Annotated in this window: 30 protein-coding genes and 2 pseudogenes; 22 read left to right on the plus strand and 10 right to left on the minus strand. The window is 57.7% G+C overall.

Annotated elements, in window-relative coordinates; genetic code table 11:
- Positions 1 to 975 carry an alpha/beta hydrolase gene (locus GF111_RS23930; protein ID WP_134268298.1) on the minus strand — a complete coding sequence of 325 codons (975 nt, stop codon included), beginning with the start codon at positions 973 to 975 and terminating at the stop codon, positions 1 to 3.
- Positions 976 to 1,641: 666 nt separating this feature from the next.
- Between GF111_RS23930 and GF111_RS23935 the strand changes: the two genes are divergently transcribed.
- From GF111_RS23935 to GF111_RS23970, 7 genes and pseudogenes are all read left to right on the plus strand, one after another.
- Positions 1,642 to 2,856 (plus strand): aspartate aminotransferase family protein, encoded by a 1,215-nt coding sequence (locus GF111_RS23935; RefSeq protein WP_047730513.1) that lies wholly within the window; start codon positions 1,642 to 1,644, stop codon positions 2,854 to 2,856.
- 52 nt (positions 2,857 to 2,908) lie between these two features.
- A complete protein-coding gene (gene astA, locus GF111_RS23940) occupies positions 2,909 to 3,943 on the plus strand; it encodes an arginine N-succinyltransferase (RefSeq protein ID WP_047730514.1) in 1,035 nt (344 codons plus the stop codon).
- On the plus strand, positions 3,943 to 5,415 hold the full coding sequence (astD, locus tag GF111_RS23945) for a succinylglutamate-semialdehyde dehydrogenase (protein ID WP_038877345.1): 1,473 nt from the start codon (positions 3,943 to 3,945) through the stop codon (positions 5,413 to 5,415). Before astA ends, astD begins: the two co-directional genes overlap by 1 nt.
- 52 nt (positions 5,416 to 5,467) lie before the next feature.
- The gene (gene astB, locus GF111_RS23950; RefSeq protein ID WP_038877031.1) at positions 5,468 to 6,808 is read left to right on the plus strand and encodes an N-succinylarginine dihydrolase; all 1,341 of its coding nucleotides are present in this window, start codon (positions 5,468 to 5,470) and stop codon (positions 6,806 to 6,808) included.
- A 10-nt stretch (positions 6,809 to 6,818) separates the two neighbouring features.
- A complete protein-coding gene (astE, locus tag GF111_RS23955; RefSeq protein ID WP_038877034.1) occupies positions 6,819 to 7,802 on the plus strand; it encodes a succinylglutamate desuccinylase in 984 nt (327 codons plus the stop codon).
- A 713-nt stretch (positions 7,803 to 8,515) separates the two neighbouring features.
- Positions 8,516 to 9,016: pseudogene (locus GF111_RS23965) on the plus strand (IS5-like element IS903B family transposase); the annotation flags it as partial.
- Positions 9,015 to 9,956, plus strand: a pseudogene (locus GF111_RS23970) (porin); the annotation flags it as partial. The pseudogenes GF111_RS23965 and GF111_RS23970, both read left to right, overlap by 2 nt.
- Before the next feature lie 241 nt (positions 9,957 to 10,197).
- Here GF111_RS23970 and GF111_RS23975 read toward each other — a convergent pair.
- Complete coding sequence (locus tag GF111_RS23975) at positions 10,198 to 10,422, minus strand: biofilm development regulator YmgB/AriR family protein (RefSeq protein WP_038877038.1); 225 nt, start codon at positions 10,420 to 10,422, stop codon at positions 10,198 to 10,200.
- 121 nt (positions 10,423 to 10,543) lie between these two features.
- The gene (locus tag GF111_RS23980; RefSeq protein WP_038877040.1) at positions 10,544 to 10,735 is read right to left on the minus strand and encodes a YebW family protein; all 192 of its coding nucleotides are present in this window, start codon (positions 10,733 to 10,735) and stop codon (positions 10,544 to 10,546) included.
- Positions 10,736 to 10,963: 228 nt separating this feature from the next.
- On the opposite strand from GF111_RS23980, the gene lysM reads away from it, so the two are divergent.
- Positions 10,964 to 11,410 (plus strand): peptidoglycan-binding protein LysM, encoded by a 447-nt coding sequence (gene lysM, locus GF111_RS23985; protein ID WP_016927389.1) that lies wholly within the window; start codon positions 10,964 to 10,966, stop codon positions 11,408 to 11,410.
- Between the two features lie 47 nt (positions 11,411 to 11,457).
- Here lysM and GF111_RS23990 read toward each other — a convergent pair whose 3' ends face one another.
- Entirely contained in the window at positions 11,458 to 12,663 is a 1,206-nt protein-coding gene (locus GF111_RS23990; RefSeq protein ID WP_071845352.1) for an ISL3 family transposase, read from the minus strand.
- Between the two features lie 330 nt (positions 12,664 to 12,993).
- Between GF111_RS23990 and GF111_RS23995 the strand changes: the two genes are divergently transcribed.
- The 4 genes from GF111_RS23995 (at position 12,994) to GF111_RS24010 (ending at position 15,167) form a co-directional block, all read left to right on the plus strand.
- On the plus strand, positions 12,994 to 13,149 hold the full coding sequence (locus GF111_RS23995; RefSeq protein ID WP_016927390.1) for a hypothetical protein: 156 nt from the start codon (positions 12,994 to 12,996) through the stop codon (positions 13,147 to 13,149).
- Between the two features lie 23 nt (positions 13,150 to 13,172).
- On the plus strand, positions 13,173 to 13,337 hold the full coding sequence (locus tag GF111_RS24000; protein WP_164491940.1) for a hypothetical protein: 165 nt from the start codon (positions 13,173 to 13,175) through the stop codon (positions 13,335 to 13,337).
- A gap of 107 nt (positions 13,338 to 13,444) precedes the next feature.
- Positions 13,445 to 14,386 carry a pirin family protein gene (locus tag GF111_RS24005; RefSeq protein ID WP_147190491.1) on the plus strand — a complete coding sequence of 314 codons (942 nt, stop codon included), beginning with the start codon at positions 13,445 to 13,447 and terminating at the stop codon, positions 14,384 to 14,386.
- A 433-nt stretch (positions 14,387 to 14,819) separates the two neighbouring features.
- Positions 14,820 to 15,167: a DUF1304 domain-containing protein gene (locus GF111_RS24010; protein WP_223294934.1), complete on the plus strand. Its 348-nt coding sequence runs from the start codon at positions 14,820 to 14,822 to the stop codon at positions 15,165 to 15,167.
- Positions 15,168 to 15,188: 21 nt separating this feature from the next.
- On the opposite strand, the gene GF111_RS24015 is transcribed toward GF111_RS24010, so the two are convergent.
- Both GF111_RS24015 and GF111_RS24020 read right to left on the minus strand, forming a co-directional pair.
- Positions 15,189 to 15,575: a helix-turn-helix domain-containing protein gene (locus GF111_RS24015; RefSeq protein ID WP_004927697.1), complete on the minus strand. Its 387-nt coding sequence runs from the start codon at positions 15,573 to 15,575 to the stop codon at positions 15,189 to 15,191.
- Between the two features lie 447 nt (positions 15,576 to 16,022).
- Entirely contained in the window at positions 16,023 to 16,235 is a 213-nt protein-coding gene (locus GF111_RS24020) for a YccJ family protein (RefSeq protein ID WP_004927694.1), read from the minus strand.
- A 183-nt stretch (positions 16,236 to 16,418) separates the two neighbouring features.
- On the opposite strand from GF111_RS24020, the gene GF111_RS24025 reads away from it, so the two are divergent.
- Positions 16,419 to 16,658, plus strand: coding sequence for a DUF2766 family protein (locus tag GF111_RS24025; protein ID WP_025303170.1), 240 nt, complete (start codon positions 16,419 to 16,421; stop codon positions 16,656 to 16,658).
- 40 nt (positions 16,659 to 16,698) lie between these two features.
- Here the strand turns inward: GF111_RS24025 and GF111_RS24030 are convergent, their stop codons facing one another.
- A complete protein-coding gene (locus tag GF111_RS24030; RefSeq protein WP_038877047.1) occupies positions 16,699 to 16,932 on the minus strand; it encodes a YobH family protein in 234 nt (77 codons plus the stop codon).
- A 161-nt stretch (positions 16,933 to 17,093) separates the two neighbouring features.
- Between GF111_RS24030 and GF111_RS24035 the strand changes: the two genes are divergently transcribed.
- Both GF111_RS24035 and GF111_RS24040 read left to right on the plus strand, forming a co-directional pair.
- Positions 17,094 to 17,252 carry a PhoP/PhoQ regulator MgrB gene (locus tag GF111_RS24035; protein WP_004927688.1) on the plus strand — a complete coding sequence of 53 codons (159 nt, stop codon included), beginning with the start codon at positions 17,094 to 17,096 and terminating at the stop codon, positions 17,250 to 17,252.
- Positions 17,253 to 17,333: 81 nt separating this feature from the next.
- On the plus strand, positions 17,334 to 17,612 hold the full coding sequence (locus GF111_RS24040) for a YebO family protein (RefSeq protein ID WP_038877051.1): 279 nt from the start codon (positions 17,334 to 17,336) through the stop codon (positions 17,610 to 17,612).
- Between the two features lie 39 nt (positions 17,613 to 17,651).
- Here GF111_RS24040 and fos read toward each other — a convergent pair whose 3' ends face one another.
- Positions 17,652 to 18,059, minus strand: coding sequence for a fosfomycin resistance glutathione transferase (gene fos / locus GF111_RS24045; protein WP_038877053.1), 408 nt, complete (start codon positions 18,057 to 18,059; stop codon positions 17,652 to 17,654).
- Between the two features lie 170 nt (positions 18,060 to 18,229).
- Between fos and GF111_RS24050 the strand changes: the two genes are divergently transcribed.
- The 3 genes from GF111_RS24050 to GF111_RS24060 all read left to right on the plus strand — a co-directional run bounded on the left by GF111_RS24050 (position 18,230) and on the right by GF111_RS24060 (position 20,380).
- Positions 18,230 to 18,532 (plus strand): phage protein NinX family protein, encoded by a 303-nt coding sequence (locus tag GF111_RS24050; RefSeq protein ID WP_038877055.1) that lies wholly within the window; start codon positions 18,230 to 18,232, stop codon positions 18,530 to 18,532.
- Positions 18,533 to 18,606: 74 nt separating this feature from the next.
- Positions 18,607 to 18,843 carry a DUF4060 family protein gene (locus GF111_RS24055; RefSeq protein WP_038877057.1) on the plus strand — a complete coding sequence of 79 codons (237 nt, stop codon included), beginning with the start codon at positions 18,607 to 18,609 and terminating at the stop codon, positions 18,841 to 18,843.
- A gap of 175 nt (positions 18,844 to 19,018) precedes the next feature.
- Positions 19,019 to 20,380, plus strand: a complete 1,362-nt coding sequence (locus GF111_RS24060) for an amino acid permease (RefSeq protein WP_038877059.1) — start codon at positions 19,019 to 19,021, stop codon at positions 20,378 to 20,380.
- 47 nt (positions 20,381 to 20,427) lie between these two features.
- Here GF111_RS24060 and GF111_RS24065 read toward each other — a convergent pair whose 3' ends face one another.
- Positions 20,428 to 20,718: a hypothetical protein gene (locus GF111_RS24065; RefSeq protein WP_033640076.1), complete on the minus strand. Its 291-nt coding sequence runs from the start codon at positions 20,716 to 20,718 to the stop codon at positions 20,428 to 20,430.
- Positions 20,719 to 20,940: 222 nt separating this feature from the next.
- Here GF111_RS24065 and GF111_RS24070 point away from each other — a divergent pair, with 222 nt between their 5' ends.
- The 3 genes from GF111_RS24070 to cspE all read left to right on the plus strand — a co-directional run bounded on the left by GF111_RS24070 (position 20,941) and on the right by cspE (position 23,024).
- Complete coding sequence (locus tag GF111_RS24070) at positions 20,941 to 21,975, plus strand: MBL fold metallo-hydrolase (protein ID WP_038877061.1); 1,035 nt, start codon at positions 20,941 to 20,943, stop codon at positions 21,973 to 21,975.
- Positions 21,976 to 22,656: 681 nt separating this feature from the next.
- Complete coding sequence (locus GF111_RS24075; RefSeq protein WP_002211058.1) at positions 22,657 to 22,773, plus strand: DUF2627 domain-containing protein; 117 nt, start codon at positions 22,657 to 22,659, stop codon at positions 22,771 to 22,773.
- A 41-nt stretch (positions 22,774 to 22,814) separates the two neighbouring features.
- Complete coding sequence (cspE, locus tag GF111_RS24080) at positions 22,815 to 23,024, plus strand: transcription antiterminator/RNA stability regulator CspE (RefSeq protein WP_002221949.1); 210 nt, start codon at positions 22,815 to 22,817, stop codon at positions 23,022 to 23,024.
- A 50-nt stretch (positions 23,025 to 23,074) separates the two neighbouring features.
- Here the strand turns inward: cspE and pgeF are convergent, their stop codons facing one another.
- Positions 23,075 to 23,791, minus strand: a complete 717-nt coding sequence (gene pgeF / locus GF111_RS24085) for a peptidoglycan editing factor PgeF (RefSeq protein WP_038877065.1) — start codon at positions 23,789 to 23,791, stop codon at positions 23,075 to 23,077.
- Between the two features lie 161 nt (positions 23,792 to 23,952).
- On the opposite strand from pgeF, the gene rlmA reads away from it, so the two are divergent.
- On the plus strand, positions 23,953 to 24,771 hold the full coding sequence (rlmA, locus tag GF111_RS24090; RefSeq protein ID WP_038877067.1) for a 23S rRNA (guanine(745)-N(1))-methyltransferase: 819 nt from the start codon (positions 23,953 to 23,955) through the stop codon (positions 24,769 to 24,771).
- Positions 24,772 to 24,809 lie beyond the last annotated feature (38 nt).

Consider the following 24,809-nt stretch of genomic DNA (forward strand, 5'->3'; position numbering starts at 1 on the left):
TCAGGACAGGTAGTGCTTCAACGCGCGCCCGGCCTGATGGATCGCCGAATGCACCGCCGGGACGTGGGCGAGCGGATTCAACAGGCCGTAGTCGTGGATCAGCCCGTTGTAGCGGGTGGAGGTGACCTCGACGCCGGCGGCATCGAGCAGACGCGCGTAGGCTTCGCCCTCATCGCGCAGCACGTCCAGTTCGGCGGTTTGCACCAGCGCCGGCGGCAAACCCCGCAGCTGTTCCGGCGTGGCGTTGAGCGGCGAGGCGTAGATGTCTTTGCGCTGCGCCTTATCGGGCGCGTAGCTGTCCCAAAACCACTTCATCATGTTGCGAGTCAAGAAATGGCCTTCGGCGAACTGATGATAGGAGTCGGTATCAAACTGGGCGCGGGTGACGGGCCACAGCAGGATCTGGCAACGCAGCGCCGGTATGCCTTTCTCTTTGGCCATCAGGCTGACCACCGCCGCCATATTGCCGCCGGCGCTGTTGCCGACCACCGCCAGCCGCGAACCGTCGACGTTGATCTTCTCGCCGTACTCGGCCACCCATTCGGTGGCGGCGTAAGCCAGGTTGATCGCCTCAGGGTAGCGCACCTCCGGTGAACGGGGATAGTTGACGAACACCGCCGCCGCGCCTGAGCTGTGCACCAGATCGCGCACCAGTCGTTCATGGGTGGGGAAATCGCCCAGCACCCAGCCACCGCCGTGAAAGAACATGAATACCGGCAGCGCCTCTTTGACCCTGGCCGGCCGCACCAGCTGCAGCAGAATATCCTGACCTTCTACGTGAATGGTTTTCTCGCTGATCTCGACCTCGCGCAGCGGCACCTCGACGCTGCGTTGCGCGTCCTCCAAGACCCTGCGCGCCTCTTTGGGCTTCATCTGTTCCATGGGTTTACCGCCGCCGGTATTCAGCGCGTCGAGAAACGCGTGGATGTCGTGCTGGGCGTGCGGCTGGCTGAGATCGACGGTTTTCTTGGGCATGGTGACTCCTTGTGCGCAGAAGAGAAGGGGCGGTCAGGATCACAGTGTAGTCGCTGGCGCGCAAAGCAGGAGCCGCGGTCAGCGCGGCCCTGTTTCGGGAGCATGGTGGGTGGGATCTCTGCGTCGCTGCCGCGTTGCACGATTTTGGCGCACCGCTGCACCCGATGGGGGCAAAAAGTGTGACAGCGAGCAAAGAGGGGGGAAATTATTTTTGCGAGCCCGATCAGAAATCCTGAAGTTTTTCGTAATTGAATAGGATTTCGCGCGCAAGGATGATTTTAGGCCTTATTTTTTAATTTATGCATTACCAATGCATAGAAAATGAATAAATATTCATTATAAGCCGTTGTTTTAACGTAAAAAATAGCAAAATCCGGCAAAAATCCCGTTTTGGCACGATAGCTGCTCTACACTCTTTATCAAACGACATGTATTTTAACTGCTCGTTAACATTTACTCCCCGCTCAGGGACCGGATATACGCCATAAATAGTGAAAAACCGATTTTATGTAACAGATTTGTTTCTAAATCAGCGGTAAGGGACAGCATTTTCTCCGCCCGGAAAGTCGGTTTTGAACAACGGTTTTTTTGCATTGTGGCGGCCTAGCCGGGCTTGAGCGGTCCTTACAGTCAAAATTCAGCCTTTGCTGAGATTATGAGGTCACTATGGAACAGCCAATCGCAGTTACCCGCCAGTCTTTCGATGACTGGATGGTCCCGGTTTATGCCCCTGCCGATTTTATTCTGGTGCGGGGAGAAGGATCGCAGGTGTGGGATCAGCAGGGTAAGTCTTACATCGATTTCGCCGGCGGCATCGCGGTTAACGCGTTGGGGCATGCGCACCCGGCGGTCAAGGCGGCGCTGGTGGAGCAGGCGGGCAAACTGTGGCATCTGGGCAATGGCTATACCAACGAACCGGTGCTGCGCCTGGCCAAAAAGCTGATCGACGCCACCTTCGCCGACAAGGTGTTCTTCTGTAACTCGGGCGCCGAAGCCAACGAAGCGGCGCTGAAACTGGCGCGCAAGCATGCGCACGATCAGCACGGCGCCGGTAAAGATCAGATTGTGGCGTTCAACAACGCGTTCCACGGCCGCACGCTGTTTACGGTGTCCGCCGGTGGCCAGCCAAAATACTCGCAGGACTTTGCGCCGCTGCCAGGCGGCATCACCCATACGCCGTATAACGATCTGGCCGCGGCGGCCGAGCTTATCAACGATCGCACCTGTGCGGTGATCGTCGAGCCTATCCAGGGCGAAGGCGGCGTGCTGCCGGCGGAAGGCAGTTTCCTGCAGGGGCTGCGTGAACTGTGCGATCGCCATAATGCGCTGCTGATCTTCGACGAAGTGCAGACCGGCGTCGGCCGCACCGGCCATCTGTATGCCTACATGCAGTACGGCGTGGTGCCTGATGTACTGACCACGGCCAAAGCGCTGGGCGGCGGCTTCCCGATCGGCGCCATGCTGACCACCGATGCGCTGGCGAAAACGCTGGGCGTCGGCACCCACGGCACGACCTACGGCGGCAACCCGCTGGCGACGGCGGTGGCGGGAGCGGTGTTCTCCATCATCAACACCCCGGAAGTGCTGGAAGGCGTCAAACAGCGTCACCAGTGGTTTATCGACGGGTTGAACGACATCAACCGCCAGTATCCGATTTTCGCCGAGATTCGCGGCGGCGGTTTGCTGATCGGCTGCCAATTGACGAAAGACTATGCCGGCAAAGCGAAGCAGATCACCCAGCTGGCCAATGAAGAAGGCGTTATCGCGCTGATCGCCGGCCCGGACGTGGTGCGTTTCACGCCGTCGCTGATCATCCCTGAGCAGGATGTGAAAGAGGGGCTGGCGCGATTCGCGCGCGCCGTGGCGCGCATTTGCAGCTAATCAGCGGGCTGCGCCTTCACCGGCGCAGCCTGATTCAGAAGAGGTTCGCATTATGATGATTATTCGCCCTATAGAGCGTCGCGATCTGGCGGATTTGCTGACGCTTGCCGGTAAATCCGGCATCGGTCTCACTTCACTGCCGCAAAATGAAGATACCCTGTCGGCACGCATTGAGCGGGCGTTAAAAACCTGGCAAGGCGAACTTCCGCAAAGTGACCAGTGTTATTTGTTCGTGTTGGAGGACAGCGAGCGCCGGCAGGCGGTGGGTGTCTGCGCGATCGAAGTGGCCGTCGGCCTGGCGGAACCCTGGTACAGCTTCCGCGTCGGCACGCAGGTGCACGCTTCCAAACAGCTGAACGTCTATAAATCGGTGCCGACGCTGTTCCTCAGCAACGACCATACCGGCCATTCGGAGCTGTGCACGCTGTTCCTCGATCCGGATTATCGTCACGGCGAGAACGGCAAGCTGCTGTCGAAGGTGCGTTTCCTGTTTATTGCCGCGTTCCGCGAGCGTTTCTCACGGCGCCTGATCGCCGAGATGCGCGGTTTCTCCGATGAAAACGGCCGTTCGCCGTTCTGGGAGAGCGTCGGCCACCATTTCTTCTCCATCGAGTTCGCCAAGGCGGACTACCTGAGCGGCACCGGGCAAAAGGCGTTTATCGCCGAGCTGATGCCGAAACATCCGCTGTATGTCGATTTCCTGGCCGAAGACGCGCAGAAAGTGATCGGCGAGGTGCACCCGCAAACTTTGCCGGCGCGCCGGTTGCTGGAGGCGGAAGGCCTGAGCTATCAGGGCTACGTCGATATCTTCGACGGCGGCCCGACGCTGGAAGCCGAGATCGATCACATCCGCGCGGTGAAGCAGAGCCGCCTGGTGAAAGTGGTGCTGGATGACACGCCGATGCGCGCCGATGCGCCGGTGCATCTGGTGGCCAACGACAACTATCAGAACTACCGCGCACTGTTGGTCAATGCCGATCTGTATGACGACCGCCTGCATATCAACGCCGCCACCGCTGCGGCGCTGGGCGTCGAGCAGGGCAGCCCGGTGCGGGTGCTCCCCCTTATTGCACAGGAGAAACCATGATGTCCCATCCTGCACTGTTGATTAACGGCGTCTGGCGGCAGGGCCGCGGCGCGGAGTTCGGCAAGGCCGATCCGGTCGGCAACCAGCCGCTGTGGCGTGCCAACGCCGCCGACGCCGATGACGTCGCCGCCGCCTGCGAAGCCGCGCGCGCCGCATTCCCCGGCTGGGCGCGTACGCCGTTCGAGCAGCGCGAACAGCTGGTGAAACGCTTCGCCGCTTTGCTGGAAGAACATAAACAGTCGCTGGCGGAAACCATCAGCCGCGAGACCGGCAAACCGCGCTGGGAAACGCTGACCGAAATTCAGGCGATGATCGGCAAAGTGGGCATTTCGCTGCAGGCCTATCAGACGCGCACCGGCTTTAGCCAGGCGGCGATGGCCGACGGCGCTTCGGTGCTGCGCCATCGTCCGCACGGCGTGCTGGCGGTGTTCGGGCCTTACAACTTCCCCGGCCATCTGCCGAACGGCCATATCGTGCCGGCGCTGTTGGCCGGTAACTGCGTGGTATTCAAACCGAGCGAGCTGACGCCCCTGACCGCCGAGGAGACCCTCAAGCTGTGGCTACAGGCCGGTCTGCCGGACGGGGTGATCAACCTGGTGCAAGGCGGCCGCGAAACCGGCGAAGCGCTGGCGGCCAGTGCGGATATCGACGGCCTGCTGTTCACCGGCAGCGCCGGCACCGGTTATCACCTGCATCGCCAACTGGCGGGGCAGCCGGAGAAGATCCTGGCGCTGGAGATGGGCGGCAACAACGCGCTGATCGTCGACGGTTTCGACGATCGCGATGCGGCGGTCAACCTGGCTATCCAATCGGCGTTTATCTCCGCCGGTCAACGCTGCACCTGTTCACGCCGTATTCTGGTGAAGCAGGGGGCCGAAGGCGACGCCTTTATCGCGCGTCTGGTCCAGGTGGCGGGCGAACTGCGGGTCGGCCGCTGGGATGCCGAACCGCAGCCGTTCATGGGCGGGGTGGTGTCGGCAACCGCGGCGGAAAACATGCTGAAAGCGCAGCAGCACTTGCTGGCGCTGGGCGGCAAATCGCTGCTGACCATGCGCCTGCTGGAGCCGGGCAGCTCGCTGCTCAGCCCGGGCATCGTCGATCTGACCGGCGTGGCCGGCGTACCGGACGAAGAGTATTTCGGGCCGTTGACCACCATCGTGCGTTACCGCGATTTCGACGAGGCGCTGCAGCTGGCCAACCGGACGCGCTACGGCCTGTCGGTAGGGCTGGTATCGCCGCAGCGCGAGCTGTTCGAGCGATTGCTGCTGGAAGCGCGCGCCGGCATCGTCAACTGGAACAAGCCGCTGACCGGAGCGTCCAGCGCGGCGCCGTTCGGTGGCGTGGGCGCCTCCGGCAACCATCGCCCAAGCGCCTTCTATGCGGCGGACTATTGCGCCTGGCCGATGGCGTCGCTGGAAAGCGAAAGCCTGTCGCTGCCGGCGACGCTCTCGCCGGGCTTGTCGTTCCGTTAATCGTCTACGGCGGCGCGCCGGCGTCGCCGTACGCTATCCCCAGGGGATAAACATGTCAGGATATGAAGTCAATTTCGACGGTTTGGTGGGGCCGACGCACCACTATGCCGGGCTGTCGTTCGGCAACGAGGCGTCGACGCAGCATCAAAACAGCGTATCGAACCCGAAGCTGGCGGCGAAACAAGGCTTGCTGAAAATGAAGGCGCTGGCCGATCTCGGTTTCCAGCAAGGGGTATTGCCGCCGCAGGAACGCCCGCATTTGCCGATGCTGCGTCGCCTGGGCTTCAGCGGCAGCGATGAGGCGGTGCTGGCGCAGGCGATGCGTCAGTCGCCGCGCCTGCTGTCGGCGCTCAGTTCGGCGTCGTGCATGTGGACCGCCAATGCGGCCACCGTGTCGCCCTCGGCGGACAGCGCCGACGGCAAGGTGCATTTCACCGCCGCCAACCTGAATAACAAATTCCACCGCGCCATCGAAGCGGAAACCACCACCGCCGTATTGCGGGCGATGTTCAGCGACGATCGGCATTTCGCCCACCATGAGGCGCTGCCGCAGGTGGCGTTGTTCGGTGACGAAGGGGCGGCCAACCACAACCGTTTGGGCGGCGACTACGCCAAACGCAGCGTGCAGGTGTTCGTCTACGGTCGGCAGGAGTTCGGCGGCGAAACGGCGCCGGCGCGTTATCCGGCGCGCCAGACGCGCGAAGCCGGCGAGGCGATCGCTCGCCTGCACCAGCTGGACGAGCAGCATACGGTCTTCGTGCAGCAAAACCCGGCGGTGATCGATCAGGGCGTATTCCATAACGACGTGATTGCGGTCAGTAACCAGAACGTGCTGTTCCACCACCAGCAGGCGTTTTACCGCCAGCAGCAGGCGCTGGATGAAGTGCGCCGCAAGATGGCGACGCTGGACAGCGAGCTGGTGGCGATCGAAGTGCCGACGGAGCGCGTCTCGGTGGCGGACGCGGTGGCGACCTACCTGTTCAACAGCCAAATTCTTACCAAGCCGAACGGCAAGATGATGATCGTCGTGCCGGAGGAGTCGCGTCAGCACGCCGGCGTGTGGCGTTATCTCAACGACATGGTCGGCAGCGGCGGCCCGATCGATGAAATTCGCGTGTTCGACCTGCGTGAAAGCATGCGCAACGGCGGCGGCCCAGCCTGCCTGCGGCTGCGGGTGGCGCTTAACGAGCAGGAGCTGCGGGCGGTTAACCCACGCGTAATGATGAACGAGCGGCTGTTCGCGACGCTGAACGAATGGGTCGACCGCCATTATCGCGATCGCCTGACGCAGGATGATCTGGCCGATCCGCTGCTGCTGCGCGAAGGGCGCGAGGCGCTGGATTCGCTGACGTCGATCCTCGGTCTCGGCTCCATCTATCCATTCCAACGCTAAGGGAGGCGTCATGATCGATCTACTGCCCCTGACGCTGGAAGGGAACGAACCCGTCGAATGGCAAGGTGAAACCCCGCAGCTGCGCTGGCGCTGGCAGGGGGAAGGGGTGCTGGAGCTCACGCCGCGGCAGCCCTACCGCCAGGCAATGGTGATGTCGGCGGGGGTGCACGGCAACGAAACCGCGCCGATCGAACTGCTCAATCAGCTGGTCGGCGACCTGCTGACCGGCCGGTTGCCGCTGAGGGTGCGGCTGTTGGTGGTGCTGGGTAACCCGGCGGCGATGCGGGCCGGCAAGCGTTATCTGCACAGCGATATGAACCGCATGTTCGGCGGCCGCTACCGCAACTTCGCCGCCAGCGGCGAAACCGTGCGTGCGCAGCAGCTGGAGCGTGCGCTCGCCGCCTTTTTCGATGGCGAACAGGCGGCGCGTTTCCATTACGATTTGCACACCGCCATCCGTGAATCGCGTTTGCCGCGCTTTGGCATTCTGCCTTTCCAGAAACGCCCGTACAGCGAGCCGATGTTGAAGCTGCTGGATGCGGCCGATCTGGATGCGCTGGTGGTACACAGCGCGCCGGGCGGCACTTTCAGCCACTATTCCAGCGAACATCTCAATGCGGCGAGCTGTACGCTCGAGCTGGGCAAGGCGCGGCCGTTCGGCAGCAACGATCTGCAGCAGTTCGCCGCCATCGATCTCGCTCTGCGGGCGGCGGTCAGTGAAGGGCCCCTGCCGGCGCGTGCGGCCGATGAGATTCGGGTATTCCGTGTGATGCACTCGTTGATCAAACACAGCGAGGATTTCAAGCTGCATCTGGATGATGACACCGCCAACTTCACCGAGTTGAAACCGGGGATGTTGCTGTGCGAGCAGCCGCAGGAGGAGTATCGCGTTGGCCAAGAGGGCGCGTGGATACTGTTTCCTAACCCCACTGTGGCGCTGGGCCTGCGCGCCGGCATGTTGTTGAGCGAAGTTTCCCGTTCTACGTTGTATTAATTTATCCTCGGCGGCGCCGTCAGCGCGCTGCCGTTTATTCCTTTCATTATTTTAATCTGCTATTTCCCGCTATTTAAATGGCCATAAATCGAATTTTATTCGTTCTATAGGGATTTCTTTACGTGAATGAATAAAGGCCGTATTCAGCCGTTATCGGAAAGCCTTAATTGCCTGGTGACTTTGTTAAGATAAAAATGTGAAATAAGTAACGTTTTTAATAACCATGCTAATATTGTTGTTACTTTTGAATCGCGCAGAAAGCACGCAAAACGAAACCAAAATGCACCAAATTGGTGCGTTGCACCGTTTTGGTTATAAGTTATGTGATAAAAATTTCTTATATTCAATGGGTTATGCGTTGTCTTTTTTGAAATATATGGTTACAAATAAACATGCTTTCTCCTCGTTGTTTCATGAACTTTTTGATTTTAAGTTTTGATTCATGATGCTAATGTCACATCACCCCAGCATGAGGGGAGCTCATAAAATACCAAAAGATAAAATCACAGCCCAAATCATAAATTGGGCGTGACGGGCAGGGTTCTAATTATAATATCTAGGAAAATAAATGATGAAACGCAGTGTATTAGCCTTAGCTGTCGCCCTCGGGGCGATCACCTCCTTCGCCAACGCGGCGCGGCTGAAATCTACAATAAAGATGGCAATAAACTCGACCTGTACGGCCGCGTTTCGGCCAAACATGTTTTCAGTAAATCGCGCATCTGGTGATTGATTCCACCGGGCTGAAGGTCTTCGGTGAAGGCGAGTGGAAAGTCAAAAAGCATGGCCAGGAACGCCGCCGTATCTGGCGTAAGCTGCATCTGGCAGTTGACAGCAACACACATGAAATCATCTGTGCAGACCTGTCGCTGAACAATGTGACGGACTCAGAAGCCTTCCCGGGTCTTATCCGGCAGACTCACAGAAAAATCAGGGCAGCATCGGCAGACGGCGCTTACGACACCCGGCTCTGTCACGATGAACTGCGGCGTAAGAAAATCAGCGCGCTTATCCCTCCCCGAAAAGGTGCGGGTTACTGGCCCGGTGAATATGCAGACCGTAACCGTGCAGTGGCTAATCAGCGAATGACCGGGAGTAATGCGCGGTGGAAATGGACAACAGATTACAACCGTCGCTCGATAGCGGAAACGGCGATGTACCGGGTAAAACAGCTGTTCGGGGGTTCACTGACGCTGCGTGACTACGATGGTCGATAAAAGTGAAGACGGAGATAAAACGTACGTTCGTCTGGGCTTTAAAGGCGAAACCCAGATCAACGATCAGTTGACCGGCTACGGCCAGTGGGAATACAACGTTCAGGCCAACCACGACGAAGCGCAGGGCACCACCGGCACCAAAACCCGTCTGGGCTTCGCCGGCCTGAAGTTCGCCAACTATGGTTCGTTCGACTACGGCCGTAACTACGGCGTGGTGTACGACGCCGAAGCTTACACCGACATGCTGCCGGAATTCGGCGGCGACTCCTACAGCTACACCGACAACTACATGACCGCGCGCTCCAACGGCCTGGCGACCTACCGCAACCGTGACTTCTTCGGTTTGGTGGAAGGCCTGAACCTGGCGTTGCAGTACCAGGGTAAAAACAACGAAGACAAGCGCAGCGTAACCAAGCAAAACGGCGACGGCTACGGCATGTCTCTGGACTATCAGGATATCGGCGGCAGCGGCATCGGCGTCGCGGCGGCGTTCTCCGATTCCAGCCGCACCAGCGATCAGAAGGCGCTGCAGTACGGTAAAGGCGACAAGGCCACCGCCTGGACCACCGCAATCAAATATGACGCCAACCAGGTCTATCTGGCGGCCATGTATGCCGATACCCGCAACATGACGCCGATCAGCGTCAACGGCACGTCGGGCTTCGCCAACAAAACGCAAAACTTCGAAGTTGTGGCTCAGTACCAGTTCGAGAACGGTTTGCGCCCGTCCGTGGCTTACGTACAGTCCAAAGGCAAGGATATTGAAGGGATTGGCGATGTCGATCTGGTGAAATACGTGGAAGTGGGCGCGACTTACTACTTCAACAAAAACATGTACACCTACGTCGACTACAAGATCAACCAGTTGAACGACGACAACAAACTGAAGCTGAACACCGACGACATCGTTGCCGTCAACCTGACCTACCGCTTCTAAGTTTCCATCATTACCTTCATCCTGTGTCGGGATCGGTAATCAGGCAGGGCGCAAGCCCTGCCTTAGCTTGATGACAAAGGAGGAAAAAGCGTGGTTTTCCTCCTTTGTGGTTATCAGCCGAAAATCAATGAATTGATTTTCCTTATTTTTAAATGTGGTCTTCGGTAAACCTGCCAATGTCATCAGGTTTGTCATTAACCTCAGGGAGGGCGCAAGCCCTGCCTTCGTTTGTATCGCGCGCTCAGCCTTTTGGCGCCAACCCCACCAGCTCGATGGCCGAACGCAGCGCGGCAAACCGCTGCTGATCCTGCTCTCGCTCTATCTCTGTCACCAGCTGCGAAAGAATATTGCCGCCGGAGACCTTTTTATGGTTTTTGATTAACTGCAACACCGCATCGCCTAGCGCCAGGCTGACGTTGCGCAGCAGAATTTCATAATGCTCGTTGGAATGAGCTGATGCTGACATGACCTTTCTCTGTCTTTCTTCTTCGGGAGCCGCAATTTAGCAAAACAGCGGCCTAAAGCCTCGGAGGCAGACGAAGTTTCCGATGAAATCAGAAATTCCTCAGCATTGGCCGGGGAAGGCGTTAAAAATCCGAATATTCGCTGGCCGGTAACCAAAAGCCGTCGATAAACTCTTCCATGGGATAACAACCGGCGTGGCGCAGGTTCTGTTCCTTCATCGCGATCAGGCATTGCGGTTCGTCGCGCAATATATCGACCACCATTTCACTGCAGCCGCCATCCAGATAACAGACAAACATCACCAATGCGTACATCGTTGCATGCCTCCTTCGTCGAACCGCCCTGTAGGCAACAGTGTAGGTAAAAAAGCGCGATTTTTCAGCATCATTGCGTGATAAATCACCATCGAGACGCCGCTGACGGCACTTTCGGAATTCTCTAACCGTTTCTGACGCCGGGAGCGGATGGCATATCCTTTTGACGATGCTAAGCTTAACAAGCCTTACTTCAATGCATCAGTGCAACCATCAAAAGGAGTGAATATGGGCTTGTTTAACTTCGTCAAAGAAGCGGGCGAAAAACTGTGGGACACAGTCACCGGCAATGCCTCCGCCGAAGATCAAAGCGCCAAACTCAAGGAGCATCTCGATAAGAGCGGCCTGCCAGGCACCGACAAAGTCGATGTGCAGGTGGTCGATGGTAAAGCCGTAGTGACCGGCGATGCCGTCAGCCAGGAGCTGAAAGAGAAGATCCTGGTGGCGATTGGCAACGTGGCCGGCATCAGCGGCGTGGAAGACAAGGTGGCGGTGGCGCAATCCGACGCCGAGAGCCGTTTCTACACTGTGAAGAAGGGCGATACGCTGAGCGCGATCTCCAAAGAGATGTACGGCAACGCCAATCTGTACAACAAGATTTTCGAAGCCAATAAGCCGATGCTGTCGAGCCCGGACAAGATCTATCCGGGGCAGGTGTTGCGTATCCCGCAATAATCTGTCGCTCTGCCAGAGCCCGGTTGCGTACCGGGCTTTTTTTTGGTTCATCGCGCTTTACCGGGGAACGCTGCTTTGATTTTCAGGAAGAAGTAAGCGTTATCCCGGTATCCATAGGCCATCCGCTTCATCACTTTTATCTTATTGTTCATCCCTTCCAGCACGCTGGTATTCAACCTGTGTCTGGCACTCGCGATGATGCCACCGGCATACCCTTTCAGTTTCTCGGCGAAGTGTTGCAACGCCTTGATTCCGCTTTCCTGAGACTGCCTGTACCAGCTTACCCAGCGTCTCTGCGCCTCTTGTTCACTCGGGGCGTACCACAGTTCTTTCAGCGCTGTTTTCATCAGCCAGACCACATTCAACGGCTGATTCGCCTCCAGCAACTCCGTGAGCTTTACCTCATGCCCTTCGGGCAGGTTTTCTGGGTTGCGCAGCAGCAGCCAGCGGCTGCGTTTGATGACCTGACGCGATTTTGGGTTATCACGGAGTTGATTGGCCTGGTCGACGCGGACCCGGTCGATAACCTCCCGGCCATACTTTGCCACCACATGGAACAAGTCATAGACCACTTCCGCCTGCGGGCAGTGATGCCTGACCTCCAGGTCTAACGCCGTATTCATATCCATGGCGACAGACTGGATAGCGGCACAGCCTTCAGCGCCCAGCCAGACGAAGAAGGGGCGGAAGGCCGCTCTGCTGCGGCCTTCGCCCACCCACAACACCTGTTGCGTATCCGCATCCATCACCACGGTGGCATAGCGATGTCCTTTGAACAGGGCGAACTCATCCATCACCAGACGGCGGAGGGTATGGCGCTGCGGCTCTGTCCGTTCCCGCAGCAGACGTCGGTAGTCGATATTCTTGACCGTATGCCAGTGCAGGCCGGTGAGTTGTGCAACGTGCTTAATCGGCAGTAAACGGGTCAATGACTCAACCCATACGGATAGCGTCGTGGTATATCTCTGGCGTTCAGGCAACCAGCTGATTTTTTCGGTGGTGACCCCGCAATGGGGGCAACACAGGCGCCGGACGGGGACGTTGAGCCAGACGACCCAATCGAGCAGCTGGCGTTCACGCACTCGGCGGAAGGAAACATCATGCACAACAGGCACCCGCCGCTCACAACGACGACAACAGGGCATGACGGCAGCGTCAGGCTGGAGCTGGATAAGCAGGGAGTTGGCAGAAGGATGCGAGAAGGAATTGACGATAAAGCCTTCCCAGAACAGGGAGCAAAGGTTAGCATTCATAGTGACGGCAGTTTTGAAGGTTTAGGGTGTGTTTTGGCGAATACAAACCTAAACGTTCTGACTGCCGTTTTCTATTGGTTCACGCTAAAGCGCGATGAACCTTTTTTTTGTCCTCTGTAATCGCCGTCTCTTATTCCCCTGCGATCTCAATGTCGGTTACATCTACCCTGTGTACCCGCTCGCTCGCCGGCAGGCGCGGTGTTGACCCTGATGGGGAAAGTTGATAGCGTCATGCCCCGGTTGAGGCCGGAATGCCCAAGGCGGCAGCGTTAACGCCTTATACTGAGGGGGCCTTTTGCCCCGCCAAACAGCAATGCAGCAGTTGAACGAGTGAAAACCGATTTAGTGAAACAACAGCGTAACGCCTCAACGGATAAAAACTATCGAGAAACCTTGGGTGATGCGCAATTTGCTATCGTCGTGTTGGCGGTGGCGTCCTGCTCACTGATTATCTTTACGCTGGCGGTCACGCTGTGGGTGACCTGACGCGATTAACTAGGGGAGATAAAATGGAGCCTAATCTCCATGATGAAACCAAACTGCTGGCGATTATCGGCCTGTTGGTTTCCGTGCTGCTGGTGGTATCAATTCTCTTTGGCGTGACCTATTTCTCCGATCTCAGGCACGCGCACGACGATGTTGACATCAAAAGCTGCTATATCAAAGCGTCCTAATCCGCGCGAATGCGCCTGAGCGCCGCCGATCTGTGAGGTGAGCTGTCCTGTGTTAAGCTGGGACGGTTATCCCTTGGCGAATCGGCGCCATTCAGGAGGTCTTTGCGATGAGTCAGTCCCGTCCTACGCTCTCTTCACCCTCACGCGAGTGCCCCGTCGTTGACGGCGTGCGCCAGATCCAGCGTATTGCCGTACGTAACGCCGAAGTGGGGGGCATTCCGATCAACCGCGCGCTGCCAACCCGGGAAAGGCGCACCGTCGGTGCCTGGTGCTTTCTCGATCACGCCGGGCCGACGGTATTCAGCGGTACCTCGTCCGGCATGGATGTGGGGCCGCATCCGCACATCGGTCTGCAAACGTTCACCTGGATGATCGAAGGCGAAGTGCTGCACCGCGACAGCCTCGGCAGCGAGCAGGTGATCCGTCCGGGCCAGGTCAATCTGATGACCGCCGGGCACGGGATCGCACATACTGAACAGTCGGTGGGCGAACCGCGGCGATTGCATGCCGCACAATTATGGATTGCGTTGCCGGCCGAACATGCCGACATGGCACCGCGTTTCGATCATTATCCCGACTTGCCGCAGTGGCAGAATAGCGGCGTGAATCACCGTTTGCTGGTTGGGGAATTTGGCGCTTATCGTTCGCCGGTATTTACCCTTTCGCCATTAATCGCCATTGATATGGAATGGCAGGAAGCGGCGACGGTGCAATTGCCGCTGCGCGATGACTATGAAATCGGCTTCTTGCCCCTAATGGGGGCATTCGAACTTAATGGTGAAACCTTTTCACCTGACGAGTTTGCCTATTTGGGCATGAAGAATAACTCTATCGAGTTAAATGCACGGAAGGGCAGTAGGGGATTATTAATTGGCGGCGCGCCGTTAAATGAAGAGGTCCTTATCTGGTGGAATTTCGTTGGCCATACCAAGGCTGAAATTACTCGGGCCCAGCATGATTGGGAACAAGGGGCGCCGCGTTTTCCGCCGGTGAGCGGTTATTCCGGCGAGCGCATGACCGCGCCACGCCTGCCCTGGGGCGATGTTTGATAGCGTTAGGATATAATCGCCGCGCTTATTCGGCTTATTTCGCTCTAATAAGGCGAAATTACTGTGATCGCGGCTCCAGCTTTACCGCAGAATAAGGTTTATCGGCAGAACAGTGATCTGGCGCATATAATGACAATGAGAAGAAGTTTAGGATAACCCTCAGGAAGTCAGGTTGTCTCCCGTTAGTCAGATGTCAGTGAGGTCATTATGAGCCAGGTACTTTATCGTGCAAGACTGTCCCATGTCGTGATTGCTACGGCGCTGTTTTGGGTCTCTGTCGCGGCATTGTTGGTCGCCGTATTAAACTAACCTCAAAAAATGACTCCTGCATAAACCCGCTTCGGCGGGTTTTTTTATCGCCATTGTCTGGCGATAGAAGCTACGCGATTATACTTAATGGCATCTTCAATAAGCGATAGGGACAATCATGAAGCTGTTTGCCGATATTTTGCTGTTGCTCATCGCGGTGCTCCATCTTTATATCCTGGTGCTGGAAATGTTCCTGTGGCGTGCGCCGCTCGGCAGACGCGCCTTCGGTACAACGGCGGAGTTTGCCGCGGCCACGCGGGTATTGGCCGCCAATCAGGGGCTGTACAACGGTTTTCTGGCGCTGGGGCTGGCATGGGGCTACTGGCGTGAGGACATGGCGCTGCAGCTGTTCTTTCTCGGGTGCGTGTTGGCGGCCGGGGTGTTCGGCGGGCTGACCGCCAGCCGCAAGATCTTGTGGGTGCAGGCGTTGCCGGCCTTGATCGCGATGCTGGCGGTATGGGGGGGGCGTTAACCCGCCGGTTCACGGCGGGCGTCAGGCGGATTTTTGGTGAATGACGTGCAACGGCGGGTCGATGTGCAGATCGACGCTCAAATCCTGGCGGAAATCATAAGGCGTGATATTAAAACGCTTTCTGAACATGTAGGTGAAGTGGGACTGTGAGCCGAAGCCAAAGTCCAGGGCGATATCGAAGATCGACGCTTCACTGCTGCGCAGTTGGTAAACCGCGCCGGCCAGGCGGCGTTCGCGAATGTATTTGCCCAGCGAAATCCCTGTCGCTTCTTTGAACAGCTTCTGCATGTGCCACAGCGAGTAGCCGGAGTACTCGGCCAGCTCTTCGAGATGGATCACTCGTCCAAGGTGAGTTTCGACCCATTTGCTGAGGGCGCAGACCAATGAGAGATGGTGTTCTTGTATCATCAGTGCGTCAGTGTGAGATCTACATAGCGGTGAAGTATACACAACTTGCCGCCGCGGACAAAAACGCCGCCGGTGACGGGGGGCAATTATTCGGAAAAACCGTTCAACCACGGCTTGTCAGTAGAAAGGAAAAACGGCTAATCTGAGACTGTCGCCGCCGCGGTGGGTGACGCGGAAAAGGCCACAGCAAGTAACCGCCAAAACAGAGTCAGCCGTAACAACTCAACGTTGATGGGGTGATCGCATGTTAATGACAGTGATTATTACTCTGGTTGTAATCGTGGGCGTCGGCGCTTTTATGGCGATGCCGGTGATGAGCATGAAAAATGCGGAAGGTGTGGGAGGTGAAGAACCGTGAGAGCAAGAGACATTGCACGCCGCTGAGCGGGGCGATCGAGAATCGGGAAAGCCTGGGTCAGAAACCCGGGCTTTTTGTTGCGTAGCCGCTCAAACGTTTTTCCGCTCGACGGTTTCCTCTCCCCAATAAAGCTGATCGGCGGTGGTTTTGGCAAAGGCCTTCTCCAACGCTTCGTCGCTGCCTTCTTCCCAGATCTTCTGTGCCAACACTTCGTCGTTCCCTGCCAGTTCAAAAATAGCTTCGGCGATTTCCACCGAAGTTTCACGCACTGTCGCCCAGGATTTCACATTGTGATTCGCCATAATTTTCTCCTGTTGGTTGTGGCTTACGGGTGGTTTTCGCCACCGTCATGCTGCAAGTATAGGCTAATCCGCCGTGGACTTTTGCCCGGCGGTGCGCAGAAGGGGGAAAAAGGCGGGGAGAGCGGGCAATGCCGCAGGCGGCGTGCTATTCTGTGCGGCGTTTGAATCAAGAGGAAAATTATTATGTCTGACATGCTGAGCAACGAGCAGGAACTGGCTTCCGATCTGGTCGCTTGCCAACTGGTCATCAAACAGATTCTGGACGTTATCGACGTGATTGCGCCTACCGAAGTGCGCGACAAGATGGCGGGTCAGCTTAAAAGCATCGATTTCTCCACGCATCCTGCAGGCGCCGATCCGGTGACTCGCCGCGCGATTGACAAGGCGATTGCGCTGATCGAGATGAAGTTCACCCGCAGCTGAGGCGGGGCCGCCGCAGGGCGGCGGCGTCGGGCGGTGGCGGTTAGTCCACCACCGTTTCGATTTTCTTGAACAGCGGGCAGTCGGCTACGCCGATGAAACCGTTGTCGCCATTGACGTACTGGGCGATCGCCACGTTGCGCGCCGTCAGGTATTTGCACTGCAATCCCAACCCGCCAACGTTCTTGTTGCTGCCTATCAGCACGCCGTAACCCGAGATCAAAAAGCCGCCGTAAATGACCGCCAACACCAGTACCCACTTAATCAATCTGCTCATTGTGCTTCCTCATTGTCCCTGAGGGGCCATCTAGCCACGACAACGGCATGACGGCAAGGGTAACAGTCTGAAAACCGGGCGATAGCCAGAAATCTAAACGACAAGTTAAACTTCGTTTAACTTCGCTGTGATAACATGCGCGATAGATTACCCAGATAACAATGAGGCTGCTAAATTTGTTGCGAAAAAAAATCCTCGTGATAATGACGGCCGTCGCAGCCTGCCTGTTTTTCTACCTGTTGGCGCTGGACAGTTATTGCGACGATGGCGGAAACTTTGCGCTGGGCATCTGCTCGGTAACGCGCTTCGTGCCCTGGTAAGCAATTTTTGGCAGGGATGTTCGCACGGCCGCCGCGAGTGTTAAGATGGCGGCCTGAATGTCGCAGTAAATAGGGTTGTCCATGTACGATTTAGGTTTTGGCCAGAATGGCCTGTTGTCGCTGGCCCTCGCCGCCGTGGCGTTGCTGGTTGGGCTGTGGATTTGGTTTCTGGTGAACCGCGCCAGCGTGCGCGCCAACGAGCAGATTCGTCTGCTGCAGGAGATTGCCGAGCAACAACGCCAACAAACGGCGCTGTTGAAACGCCTGGCACACCGTGCACGCGCTGATGGCGGCGATGCTGCTGACGACGACGATCTCAGCCCCGCGCTGGATTTCAAAGGTTTTATCCCCGAACGTTGAGCATGATGCTCCGGCCGGCGGCAGCGCCGCCGGGGCGCCTCAGTAAAACACCATGCCCTGATACGGTTTTTCCCGGCATGCCGCCAGGCGGCTGGCCAGATCGCCGGCATGGATCTCCAACTGGTGCCCGTCAGGATCGAGAAAATAGAGCGATTCGCCTTCGCTGCGATTGCTCTTCCACTCTTTGACGCCGTTCTGGCGCAGCCGCTCGCTGACCTGCTCAATGTGTTCCGGCGCTACGCTGAAGGCGTAATGGGTGTAATCGCGCGCGCTTTGTTGCGCCCGGGCCTCATCCCGCGACAGACACAGCCACAACGCCCCCAACGAGAGATAAGCGCCGCCTTGCCAGCGGGCGTGCGGGGTAAACCCCAACAGATGACGATAAAATTCGAAGCTGCGATCGAGATCGCTGACGGCGAGCGTCAGGTGATTGAGGCCGGTCAACATGCATGCATTTCCTGGGCGCTGAACAGAGGGAAAAGTGTACGCAGGCGCTAAGGAAAGATAAAGGGGGTAAAGCATTAGTAGAGATAATGTGAAAACCGGCGGCGCTGTCATAAAACTGTCGTACAGACATCGTAATGTAGCGCGAACCTTACGAAAGATGGATAAAGCCGATGATTAAATGGTACGAAGAAAGCGATGCCGAAGTGAACCGCAGCATCGCGCTGCTGACCGGGGAGAACCCGGACAAGTGGTATCCCTACGGTGGTGTGAAAGGTAAAGATTACTGCAAGAATCCCTCCGATGCCTGGCCGATCATTTGCGCCAACAAAATCAGTCTGAACCCCGATAACCAAAGCGACAGCCCGCAATGGCAGGCGCGCATGAGCACCCAGGGCGGTGAATGGCAGGCGGACAGCGTCAGCCCGCTGCGCGCGGCGATGATCTGCTTCCTGATGAGCCGGCAGGCTAACTGATTCGAACAATACCGGTGATTGGTAAGAGTTTCTCCTTTTTCTAATAACAGAGCTGTCGTTGGCGGAGGCTGTTTATGAAGCGCATTATCAAAGGTGATAAAAACTTGTCTCATCTGGTGATTGCCCATGCGGCGATCGATCGTCATGCCGAAAGCTTCGGCCAGCGCCGTCAGGGCTGGCCCTCGACCTACCTGATAAGATATCAAAACGATCGCGTGGCGGTGGAAGTGGTCACGCGTAGCCAATCTTATGTCGCCACGCTGATGATCGGCGCGCGCAACCTGACCAAACTGTGCGGAATGCCCGGCTAAACGCCGCCCTTATCCGCTTTCTCACGGTAAAAAAATCGCGCTCCGGCCCGTCGTCTCGGGGCGCTTCTCCTTGATGCTCACGGGGTTAAGTGTTAAAAAGCCGCCCGCAGATACATTTATTGATTGGTGAAATCTTGGCCGATAACGGCAAGGGTGTACGCCATATGAGGATAAGATGGGCGGTCAGCATCAGGATACTCCGCTAAAACGCGGTTTAAAAAACAGACACATACAGCTTATTGCCCTCGGGGGCGCCATCGGTACCGGTTTATTTCTCGGCATTGCGCAAACCATTAAAATGGCCGGCCCCGCCGTGCTGTTGGGCTACGCCATCGGCGGTTTTATCGCGTTTTTAATCATGCGCCAGCTGGGCGAAATGGTGGTTGAGGAGCCGGTCGCCGGATCTTTCAGCCACTTTGCCTATAAATATTGGGGTGATTTCGCCGGCTTCCTTTCCGGCTGGAACTACTGGGCAATGTTCATTCTGGTCGGCATGGCGGAATTGACCGCCGTCGGCATCTACATTCAGTACTGGTGGCCGGAAATCCCCACCTGGGCCTCCGCCGCGCTGTTTTTCGTGCTAATCAACCTGATTAACCTGGTGAACGTGCGTCTGTACGGCGAAACCGAGTTCTGGTTCGCCATCATCAAAGTGGTGGCGATTGTCGGCATGATCGTGTTCGGCGCCTGGCTGTTGGTCAGCGGCAACGGCGGCCCGCAGGCCAGCATCACCAACCTGTGGCAGCAGGGCGGCTTTATGCCGCATGGCTTCTCCGGGCTGGTGATGGCGATGGCGGTCATCATGTTCTCGTTCGGCGGGCTGGAAATGGTCGGCATCACCGCGGCGGAAGCCGCCGATCCGCGCCGCAGCATTCCTAAAGCCACCAATCAGGTGGTGTACCGCATTCTGATCTTCTATATCGGCTCGCTGACCGTGCTGCTGTCGCTCTATCCGTGGGGGCAAGTGGTGGAGGGCGGTAGCCCGTTCGTACTGATCTTCCATGCGCTGAACAGCAATCTGGTGGCGACCGTGCTCAACGTGGTGGTGTTGACCGCCGCGCTGTCGGTCTACAACAGCGGCGTTTACGCCAACAGCCGCATGCTGTTCGGGCTGGCCAGCCAGGGCAATGCGCCGCAGGCGCTGACGCGCGTGAATAAACGCGGCGTGCCGGTATTGTCCATCGCGCTGTCGGCGTTGATTACCTCGATTGGCGTGCTGATCAACTACCTGATGCCCGGCAAGGCGTTTGAGCTGCTGATGGCGCTGGTGGTGTCAACGTTGGTGATCAACTGGGTGATGATTTGCCTGGCGCACCTGAAATTCCGCGCCGCCAAGAACCGCCAGGGCGTCATCCCCAGCTTTAAGGCGCTGTGGTATCCGTTCGGCAACTACCTGTGCCTGGCGTTCCTCGGCCTGATTCTGGTGATTATGTATTTCAGCGAAGGGATCCGCATTTCGGTGTTGCTGATGCCGGTGTGGATTGCGGTGCTGTGGTGCGGGTTTATGCTGACGCGCCGTAAAGGCGCCAAGCGCTAATCGGTATGCGGCGGAGGCGTAGTCTGCGCCTCCGCTTCTTTTGTGCGTCAGCCGCGCGGCATAAAGGCGCGCCCCTCACCGTGACCCCGTCCCAGCAGTTTCCGGCACAGCAGCAGCAGGGTGCTGATCACGTCGATGGCGACCACGCTGAGCATCAGCAGGGTCAGCATGAAAAACCCGAGCAGCGAACCGCCCAGCAGAACCAGTGGCGCCGGTACGCGCAGACGGCGCAGCTTCATGGCGAAATACATTTTCCAGTATTGCTTCTGCGCCAGCAGCGCGCTGCGAATACGGCGCCCCAGGCTTGAGCCTGATTTGCGGGATGTAGAACGACTCATAACTTCTCCTTTTCTGTATGCCCTACAAGTCAATCACAAAGATCTTAAGAGAGTCTTAACGGGCTCTTGGCGGCCCTGGCTGTCTCACCGGAGTGAGACAACAGCATACGGCAAAAGGTCCCGCAATGCAGCGCACGGCTGACGAAGTGCGAGTCTCGTCGGGTTTGTTACACTGGAAGTCACGCCCGTGCAGGGGGCGCAGCGGACAGGAGAAGGGGCTGGATGAAGAGAATCAATCGTTATTACGACGCGGCCAAGGCGCATCACACGCCGGAGGGATTTCGCAACCCGGAACCCTCGCAGCGCCAGGAGGGTGACCTGCAGCGTTGGCAGGATGAGCGCAAGCGGCAGGGGCTGCCCAGGCCGCCGCAGCAGGGCTACGCGCAATTTACCGAACGCTGGTGGCAACCCGCCGATCTCAGCGGCAGCGATGACAGCATCTGGTGGCTGGGGCATGCATCCATGCTGTTGCGGCTGGGTGGCCGCTATATCCTGATCGACCCGGTGTTGTCCGAACGCGCCTCGCCGCTGAGCTTCTACGGGCCGAAGCGCAGAACGCCGGCGCCGCTGACGGTGGAGCAATTGCCGGCGGTGGATGCGGTGCTGATCTCCCATAATCATTATGACCATCTCGACAGGCGCACGGTGCGGCAGCTGGCGCGGCGCTTCCCACAGGCCGAGTTTATCGTGCCGCTCGGCTTGAAGCATTGGTTCCGCCGTTATCGGCTGAAGGTGCATGAACTGGACTGGTGGCAGAGCCTGTCGTTAGGTGAGCTGACGGTCTACGCCACGCCGGCGCGGCACTGGAGCATGCGCACGTTGTGGGATCGCAATTGCTCGCTGTGGTGCGGTTGGGTGATCCATCATCCGGCGCTGCGGTTCTATTTTTCCGGCGACAGCGGCTATTCGGCACGGTTGGCGGAAATTGGTCAGCGGCTGGGCCCGTTCGACGTGGCGGCGCTGCCCATTGGCGCCTATGCGCCGCGCTGGTTCATGCAGGAGCAGCATATGGACCCGCAGCAGTCGGTGGCGCTGTATCGCGAGCTGAATCAGCCGCGAGCCATTCCCATCCATTGGGGGGTATTCGAACTGGCGGATGAATCGCTGGACGAACCGCCGCAGCAACTGAACCTGGCGCTGAGCGAGGCGGGGCTGGAACAGCATCAATTCCATCCGCTGAAGATTGGCGAGCGCATCGCGTTGCAGGACTCGCAGCAAGCGTTGTCTATCCACCCGGTGGTACAGAGGAAAGAATAAGATCAACGGTTTGAAAGCGTGGCAGTAATTAGCAAAATTGATAAGTGCGGGGTGGGATCCAAATAACCACCCGATTTTCCGGATTTAATTCAATGCCGCACTTTCGCTATTCATAAGGTTATTCCGGTTATTCAGATTTAAGGTTTCGGATTATTTAGGATGAAGCCACCGACCAGCGGGGGAGGCGTCAGGACGTTGCATGCTTATGCAGCCGTTGGTCGGCGTGTCAGCGCGGCCGCCGGCTCTCGTCACGCTCTGGTGCATGCCGTGCGGTGACAGGGCTGAAGGCCGATGGTGAATGCGCTTTCCGACGGTAAAGGGGCGGAGGAGCATTGAATAAATTGGCCCCCGTTCATCGATATTCAAATGTTGCATATGACATTCCATAAAGATTCAAATTTTTTAACGCTATAAGCGACAAAAAAGCGAAAACGCCGAGAAGGAGATGCGTCAAAACGATGAAAGTTTTGTTAAAACGCTATCAGAATGCGGGGTCTGGCGCAGCGAGTTTGGCAAGCAGAAAATAGCCGATGCTTCAACATCTTTTGGCCTATTTAAGCAAATGTGGCTCTCGACCGTTTCAAATATGTGCGACATGTCGTTCAGTGATTAAAAATGGCTTGCCATCGCATACAGAGTATGTGATAACGCATCTGGGTAAAACGAGGTACAGTTCTGTATATGTGTGGCATTTTCAGTAAAGAAGTTCTGAGTAAAGACGTTAGCGTTGAATACCGCTTCTCTGCCGATCCTTATCTTAGTGCCTCAAGCAGTAACGACTCTAGTTTGTCTATGTAACGCCCTCGGGCGGTTTAAACAATCCAAAGGAAATACTCAAGATGGCAAAGATCAAAGGTCAAGTTAAGTGGTTCAACGAGTCTAAAGGTTTCGGTTTCATCACCCCGGCTGACGGCAGCAAAGACGTGTTCGTACACTTCTCTGCAATCCAGGGTAACGGCTTCAAAACCCTGGCTGAAGGCCAGAACGTTGAGTTCGAAATCCAAGATGGCCAGAAAGGCCCATCTGCAGTAAACGTTACTGCTATCTAATCAGCGTCAGCTGTACAAAAAGCCCGCCTTCGAGCGGGCTTTTTCTTCCGTCATCCGGCGGCGATGATGATGCCGGCGTACTGGTTGCGGCCTTTGATCCCCGGATGCGTCGGATCCTGCGCGCGCCGGTGGCTGTTGCGGCGATAGCTGGTGTATTTGAAGCGCTGTGGCCGCTGTGGGTCGACGTCCGGCGTGCAGATGGTGCAACTGCCGGCGCGGTCAACGGCGGCGAAGCCGAGCGCCGCCAGCTTGTATTCGGCAATCGCGGCCAAATCCAGATGCCGGTAATGTGGGCTGATCAGCGTGGCGGGCAGCGGCAGGCGCTGTTTAAAATTTTCCACCAGCGCTTCATCGACTTCGTAGCAGCACGGGCCGGCGGCAGGGCCGATAGAGGCCACCCAATCGGCGGTGTCGCCATCCTGGCGAATGCGCGCTGCCATCTGTTCCAGAATGCCGTCCAGTAAACCGCGCCAGCCGGCATGAACCGCGGCGATGGCGCCCCCGTCACGGCGGCTGAACAGCACCGGCAGACAGTCCGCCGTCAGTACGCTGAGCAGAATGCCGGGCTGGCGGGTATAGAAACCATCGGCCTCGCCGCACGCCTGCGCCGGTTGCAGCACGTCGACGATACGGGTGCCGTGCACCTGCTTCTTTTCCGGTAGCGTGGCGCTGTAGGGCAGCAGATGCCCGGGCAGCAGCGCGAGTTTGCTGCCAAAGCCGTGCTGAATGTGGGGCACCGCATTGAGCAGCGCGGAACGATCGCTCATAAGTTATTTTCACCTGCGTGAGAAAACAGACTCTCAGTGTAGCCAGCTTTTTCCCCGCTTGACCAGGCGTTGTTGGCGGCGAAAGCGAGCGGGGATGCGCCTTGCATCGAGCCGACGCCTTCTTTAGACTAGCCGCGCCCTGTCTTTCTGGAAGCCCATTCATGTCTTATCAATGCCCTCTGTGTCATCAACCGCTGCATTTTTCATCGCAACACTGGCGTTGCGCCGGCAATCATCAGTTCGATCAAGCCAAAGAAGGCTACGTCAATCTGCTGCCGGTGCAGCACAAACGATCGAAGCAGCCGGGAGACAGCGCGGAAATGATGCGGGCACGGCGCGCGTTTCTCGACGGCGGTTATTATCAACCGCTGCAGCAGCAGGTGGCCGAGTGGCTGGATTTGGCGCTGGCGGCCGATGCTGGCGCGTTGTTGGACATAGGCTGTGGGGAAGGGTATTACACCGCTGCCGTGGCCGCACGGCTGGCACAGGCGCGCAATATGGCGGTCTATGGGCTGGACGTCGCCAAGGTAGCGATCCGCTACGCCGCCAAACGTTATCCTGCGGTCTCGTTCTGCGTCGCCTCCAGCCACCGTCTGCCGTTCGCCGACGCGGCGCTGGATGCGGTCTTGCGCATTTATGCGCCCTGCAAGGCAGAGGAGCTGGCGCGGGTGGTGAAGCCGGGTGGCGTGGTAGTGACGGTCTCGCCGGGCCCGCGTCATCTGTACCAGCTGAAAGAGCAGGTCTACCAACAGGTGCAGCTGCATGCCGAGCAGGACGAACAGTTCGACGGTTTCGAGTGTGAGCGTAAAGAGGCGTTGGCCTATACGATGACCCTGCCTGGCGCACAGGCCGCCAACCTGCTGCAGATGACACCGTTCGCCTGGCGTGCTACGCCGGAGGTGCAGCAGCGGCTGGCGGCTGGCGGCGAGTTCGTGTGCGAAACGGATTTCGCGTTGGCGCTGTACCGACGCCGCGCTTAACAGGCGCACCGGGCCCAGAAACAAAAAAACCTGCCGCG

This window comes from Serratia sp. HRI, assembly GCF_010119335.3.
Classification (GTDB): Bacteria; Pseudomonadota; Gammaproteobacteria; order Enterobacterales; family Enterobacteriaceae; genus Serratia; species Serratia nevei.

What these genes read in the sequence shown, in the direction of transcription:
- GF111_RS23930 (WP_134268298.1), bottom strand. Translation starts at nt 975, where the DNA reads ATGCCCAAGAAAACCGTCGATCTCAGCCAGCCGCACGCCCAGCACGAC.
- GF111_RS23935 (WP_047730513.1), top strand. Translation starts at nt 1,642, where the DNA reads ATGGAACAGCCAATCGCAGTTACCCGCCAGTCTTTCGATGACTGGATG.
- astA (WP_047730514.1), top strand. Translation starts at nt 2,909, where the DNA reads ATGATGATTATTCGCCCTATAGAGCGTCGCGATCTGGCGGATTTGCTG.
- astD (WP_038877345.1), top strand. Translation starts at nt 3,943, where the DNA reads ATGTCCCATCCTGCACTGTTGATTAACGGCGTCTGGCGGCAGGGCCGC.
- astB (WP_038877031.1), top strand. Translation starts at nt 5,468, where the DNA reads ATGTCAGGATATGAAGTCAATTTCGACGGTTTGGTGGGGCCGACGCAC.
- astE (WP_038877034.1), top strand. Translation starts at nt 6,819, where the DNA reads ATGATCGATCTACTGCCCCTGACGCTGGAAGGGAACGAACCCGTCGAA.
- GF111_RS23975 (WP_038877038.1), bottom strand. Translation starts at nt 10,422, where the DNA reads ATGTCAGCATCAGCTCATTCCAACGAGCATTATGAAATTCTGCTGCGC.
- GF111_RS23980 (WP_038877040.1), bottom strand. Translation starts at nt 10,735, where the DNA reads ATGTACGCATTGGTGATGTTTGTCTGTTATCTGGATGGCGGCTGCAGT.
- lysM (WP_016927389.1), top strand. Translation starts at nt 10,964, where the DNA reads ATGGGCTTGTTTAACTTCGTCAAAGAAGCGGGCGAAAAACTGTGGGAC.
- GF111_RS23990 (WP_071845352.1), bottom strand. Translation starts at nt 12,663, where the DNA reads ATGAATGCTAACCTTTGCTCCCTGTTCTGGGAAGGCTTTATCGTCAAT.
- GF111_RS24000 (WP_164491940.1), top strand. Translation starts at nt 13,173, where the DNA reads ATGGAGCCTAATCTCCATGATGAAACCAAACTGCTGGCGATTATCGGC.
- GF111_RS24005 (WP_147190491.1), top strand. Translation starts at nt 13,445, where the DNA reads ATGAGTCAGTCCCGTCCTACGCTCTCTTCACCCTCACGCGAGTGCCCC.
- GF111_RS24015 (WP_004927697.1), bottom strand. Translation starts at nt 15,575, where the DNA reads ATGATACAAGAACACCATCTCTCATTGGTCTGCGCCCTCAGCAAATGG.
- GF111_RS24020 (WP_004927694.1), bottom strand. Translation starts at nt 16,235, where the DNA reads ATGGCGAATCACAATGTGAAATCCTGGGCGACAGTGCGTGAAACTTCG.
- GF111_RS24025 (WP_025303170.1), top strand. Translation starts at nt 16,419, where the DNA reads ATGTCTGACATGCTGAGCAACGAGCAGGAACTGGCTTCCGATCTGGTC.
- GF111_RS24030 (WP_038877047.1), bottom strand. Translation starts at nt 16,932, where the DNA reads ATGAGCAGATTGATTAAGTGGGTACTGGTGTTGGCGGTCATTTACGGC.
- GF111_RS24035 (WP_004927688.1), top strand. Translation starts at nt 17,094, where the DNA reads ATGAGGCTGCTAAATTTGTTGCGAAAAAAAATCCTCGTGATAATGACG.
- GF111_RS24040 (WP_038877051.1), top strand. Translation starts at nt 17,334, where the DNA reads ATGTACGATTTAGGTTTTGGCCAGAATGGCCTGTTGTCGCTGGCCCTC.
- fos (WP_038877053.1), bottom strand. Translation starts at nt 18,059, where the DNA reads ATGTTGACCGGCCTCAATCACCTGACGCTCGCCGTCAGCGATCTCGAT.
- GF111_RS24050 (WP_038877055.1), top strand. Translation starts at nt 18,230, where the DNA reads ATGATTAAATGGTACGAAGAAAGCGATGCCGAAGTGAACCGCAGCATC.
- GF111_RS24055 (WP_038877057.1), top strand. Translation starts at nt 18,607, where the DNA reads ATGAAGCGCATTATCAAAGGTGATAAAAACTTGTCTCATCTGGTGATT.
- GF111_RS24060 (WP_038877059.1), top strand. Translation starts at nt 19,019, where the DNA reads ATGGGCGGTCAGCATCAGGATACTCCGCTAAAACGCGGTTTAAAAAAC.
- GF111_RS24065 (WP_033640076.1), bottom strand. Translation starts at nt 20,718, where the DNA reads ATGAGTCGTTCTACATCCCGCAAATCAGGCTCAAGCCTGGGGCGCCGT.
- GF111_RS24070 (WP_038877061.1), top strand. Translation starts at nt 20,941, where the DNA reads ATGAAGAGAATCAATCGTTATTACGACGCGGCCAAGGCGCATCACACG.
- GF111_RS24075 (WP_002211058.1), top strand. Translation starts at nt 22,657, where the DNA reads ATGTGTGGCATTTTCAGTAAAGAAGTTCTGAGTAAAGACGTTAGCGTT.
- cspE (WP_002221949.1), top strand. Translation starts at nt 22,815, where the DNA reads ATGGCAAAGATCAAAGGTCAAGTTAAGTGGTTCAACGAGTCTAAAGGT.
- pgeF (WP_038877065.1), bottom strand. Translation starts at nt 23,791, where the DNA reads ATGAGCGATCGTTCCGCGCTGCTCAATGCGGTGCCCCACATTCAGCAC.
- rlmA (WP_038877067.1), top strand. Translation starts at nt 23,953, where the DNA reads ATGTCTTATCAATGCCCTCTGTGTCATCAACCGCTGCATTTTTCATCG.